This window comes from Pandoraea morbifera (assembly GCF_902459575.1).
Classification (GTDB): Bacteria; Pseudomonadota; Gammaproteobacteria; order Burkholderiales; family Burkholderiaceae; genus Pandoraea; species Pandoraea morbifera.
This window is the reverse complement of record NZ_CABPSD010000029.1, coordinates 1-3,785: the sequence shown is the minus strand read 5'-3', so window position 1 is coordinate 3,785 and position 3,785 is coordinate 1. Positions and strand designations below refer to the sequence as shown.

The 3,785-nt window shown below is 58.5% G+C and carries 5 protein-coding genes; all 5 read left to right on the top strand.

Translation table 11 applies throughout. The features are described from left to right. Positions 1–101: 101 nt before the first annotated feature. Entirely contained in the window at positions 102–584 is a 483-nt protein-coding gene (locus PMO31116_RS23380; RefSeq protein ID WP_150568795.1) for a phage tail tube protein, read from the top strand. A 7-nt stretch (positions 585–591) separates the two neighbouring features. Next, complete coding sequence (locus PMO31116_RS23375) at positions 592–915, top strand: hypothetical protein (protein ID WP_150568794.1); 324 nt, start codon at positions 592–594, stop codon at positions 913–915. An 80-nt stretch (positions 916–995) separates the two neighbouring features. Then, on the top strand, positions 996–1,229 hold the full coding sequence (locus PMO31116_RS23370) for a hypothetical protein (protein WP_150568793.1): 234 nt from the start codon (positions 996–998) through the stop codon (positions 1,227–1,229). After that, positions 1,226–3,328, top strand: a complete 2,103-nt coding sequence (locus PMO31116_RS23365; RefSeq protein WP_150568792.1) for a hypothetical protein — start codon at positions 1,226–1,228, stop codon at positions 3,326–3,328. Before PMO31116_RS23370 ends, PMO31116_RS23365 begins: the two co-directional genes overlap by 4 nt. After that, entirely contained in the window at positions 3,328–3,666 is a 339-nt protein-coding gene (locus tag PMO31116_RS23360) for a phage tail protein (protein ID WP_063598187.1), read from the top strand. The genes PMO31116_RS23365 and PMO31116_RS23360 overlap by 1 nt, the downstream gene beginning before the upstream one ends. Positions 3,667–3,785 lie beyond the last annotated feature (119 nt).

Sequence of the window (3,785 nt, the reverse complement as noted above, 5' to 3'; positions counted from 1 at the left end):
CATCTCGATGGTTTTTGACTGGTGGCTACCGCGCTGACGGTTGCCTATTTGCTTTGTACTGAACCGCCTTCGGGCGGCTTTTTCATTTTCTGGAGCCGCGAATGGCCGCTGAAGAAATCATCAAGTCCCAAGGGACCGAACTCTACTTCGTGAACCCGACGGGCAATACGGTCGAGCGCGTGGTGTGCGCAACGTCGATCTCGGGCCTCGGCGGCGCGCGCGATCAGATCGATATCACCTGCCTCGACAATACCGGTGACCGCGAGTTTGTCGGCGGTTTGGGCAACCCGGGGCAGGTTTCCGTAGCATTCAATGTCCACAAGAACGAAGTGGCTCACGAAGACCTGCTTGCACTGAAGGAAAGCGGCGCAACGGTGTCGTGGGGCATCTATTCTTCGGACGGCGCGACGGCGCCGGCTGTCGACAGCAGCGGCATCTTGCAGTCCGTCAACGGTCGAGCTTCGGCGATCTTCCAGGGCTACGTATCGGATATCAACATCGATATCCAGGGCAACGACATCTGGAAGGGCACGATCACGATCCAGCGCTCGGGCAAGGTGACGTTCGACCTGAGCACAGTGTGAGGTGAGCATGCTCGACAAATCATTTTTCGTGAGCCCGGAAGTCGTCGGCAGAGACGTCCAACTCAAGGATGGTTCGAAGCACAAACTGCACTTTCGCCGTGTGTCGTCCTACGACTATCAGCGCTTCCTGAACTGCCTACGCTCGCCGTCGATCGACGATCGTGGCATGGCTTATCACGTGCTCGTCGCGGCCAGTCTATGCGACGCAGACGGGAAGCCGGCATTGACGCTTGAGAAGGCCAAGGAGCTTGAAGAAGGAGTGCTCGAGCGCCTCTTCGCCGCCGCGCTCGATCTGAATAAGCGCCAGGAGGACGAGCCGGGAAACGCATAAAGGCCCGGGGCGAGGAATGGCTCTGGCACGTTCTGGCGCTCGCGCTGGGTGGCCGGACGGTCGCGGAGTGGAAGGCTGCCATGAGCGACCACGAATTCCAGCGCTGGGCCGACTTCTACCAACAATGGCCGTTCGATGACTACCACAGGTTCTATCGACCTGCGGCACTGGTGGCCGGTGCCATGTCGTCGGGCGATGACCCGGAAGCCACGATGCGACACCGCCTTGAATGGCTGCAGCCGAATAGCGACGTGAAGCCAAAACACACCCAGGCCGATATCGACCTCTTCCGCGCAGCGGGGCGCCGAGTATGAGCATTGGAACAATTACCGTCGATCTTCTCGCGAAGACCGGCAGCTTTGAGACGGACGTCAACCGTGCCGCGAAGCTTGCTGAAAAGCGCGCCAAGGAGATCGACGCAGCGTTCGCGCGTGTTGGCGTCGGCATCGGTCTCGGCCTAACGGCCGCAGGCGGTGCAGCGGTGCTACTTGGGAAGAGCGCGATCGATCAACTAGCAGCGCTGGATGACGCCGCCCAGAAGACCGGCGCATCGGTGGAAAACCTATCGAAGATCCAGCAGTCGACAATGGCGTTCAGCCACAACTTTGGCGATGTAGAAACGGCAATCAGCCGGCTCGCCAAAGGCATGGCGACCGTCGACGACGAATCCAACAAGACAAACAAGGCGCTTGCTGCGCTTGGTATTTCGGCGAAGGACGCCGGCGGGAACCTCCGTGATCCCTCGGAGGTGATGATTGACATCGCAAAGCGCCTTCAGGATTTCCAGGATGGCGCGTCGAAAACCGCGCTGGTGACTGACCTGTTCGGAAAATCCGGTGCAAACCTGCTGCCAGTCCTGAACGACATGGCAGACAGCGTCGATGGATTTACGGGAGCATCGAAGGAATCTGCGGCACAAGCGGCGGCGTTTCAGGACAACCTGAGCAAGTTGACTGGCCAGTTCAAGACAATGGTGCAGGAAGTGGTGGCAAATGTATTGCCCACGCTGAATACGCTGCTCGGGCAAATGCAGGACGGCATCAAGACGAGTGGCGGCTTCATTGACGCCATGATGACGATGTCGACGATCAATCCGTTTAAATCGATCGGGTCGAATGTCAATACCTACATCGATCAGTTGGATAGCCTACAGAAGGACCGGGAGAGGATCGCCAAGAGTGGCGCTGACACGAGCGGCATCGATGATGCCATTAAGAACGCTGAGAAGAAACTGGCATTTCTGCGGCTTCAGCAGCAGAGAGAAGCGCTGGCACTTGGCGCTGCGGCGGGCGGTGATAAGTGGGATCGCTTATTGAGGCAGGCGCCGCAGACTTTGGACTATCAGAGCGGCCGAGAAAAAGCTCCGAAGGAAGCAAAGGACAAGAAGAGCGAGGCTGATCGCTACATCGAAAGCCTGCAAAAGCAGGTCATTACGGTGCAGACCCTGACGAGTGCAGAGGAAGCCTTGGCTATGATCCAGTCGGGGCGCCTCGGCACGGTCACGCAGGCACAGAAGGACCAAATTCTGACGGCCGCAACGCTTGTCGACCTTGCGAAGGATGGTGTCGAGCGAGAGAAGCAACGCCAGGATCTGATCGCTAAGGGGAAAAAGGTCTACGAGGACACCCTCTCGCCGTTTGAGCGGATGCAGCAGGATTACCAGGAGTTGAACACGCTCCTGCAGGGCGGCTACATCGACGCGCAGACGTATGAGCGCGCTATCACGCAGGTGCAGAAGAAGTTCGACGAGCTGACAGATAAGTCCAAGGACGCACAGAACGAGCTCGATGAGTTCGCCAAAAGTGCGGCCCAGAACATCCAGTCTTCGTTCGCCGAGTTCCTGTTTGATCCGTTCAAGGACGGCCTGGACGGGATGCTGAAGGGGTTCCTGGACTTCCTGCGCCGAGCAGTGGCCAATGCCGCTGCCGCAAACTTGTCGCAGGCGCTGTTTGGCGGACTGACGGGCGGTGGAATCGGCGGTGGTCTGTTGGGTTCCGCTTTCACGGCCGTTCTTGGCGCCTACGGAGACGCCACCGGTACAACCGTCGGCGGCGTCTACGGCCCCGAGACGCAGGCTGGTCTGGACGATCTCATTTCCAAGGTGAGCATGCGTGCCGGCGGCGGCCCCGTAGCGGCTGGACAGCCATATATCGTAGGTGAGAAGCGGGCCGAACTGTTCGTCCCCAACACGTCTGGAACGATCCTGCCATCCGTGCCAAGCGGTGGTGGCATCTCCGTGAGCGTAGTCACGAATGTGGACAACTCGGGAAACTCCGCCTCTCAAACGAGTGCCGATTCGGATCGGACTGGAAAGCAGCTTTCGCAAGCGATTCGCTCTGTTGTGGTGGATGAGCTATCGCGCCAGCAGCGGCAGGGTGGTCTTCTGTGGCGCGCTCGTAACGGAGGCGGGTAATGGCGGCGGAAACGTTCGATTTCTGCGTCAAGGTCGGTTCTTCTGGAACAACCAACTTCCGTACTCGTAAGGCTCAGTTCGGTGACGGATATGAGCAGCGCGTGGGCGATGGCCTGAACACTTCGATCCAGTCCTGGTCGGTGAATAGCACCAACACCAAGGAAAAGCTCCAACCGCTCAAGGATTTCCTCGATCGGCACAGCGGCTACAAGTCGTTTTACTGGACGCCTCCGATGGGCGTCGAGGGCCTGTACTACTGCGAGACCTACACACTTTCCGGTGAGGGCAACAAGGTCTTTTCGATCAGCGCCACGCTCCAACAAACATTCGCCCCATAAATGGCCAAGCAAATCATTGATCTCGGTACCCCTCCGAAGGGAACCGATGGCGACACTTCGCGTGTTGCGTTTGAGAAGACGAAAGACAATTTCAACGAATTGTATACACGCACACAAGG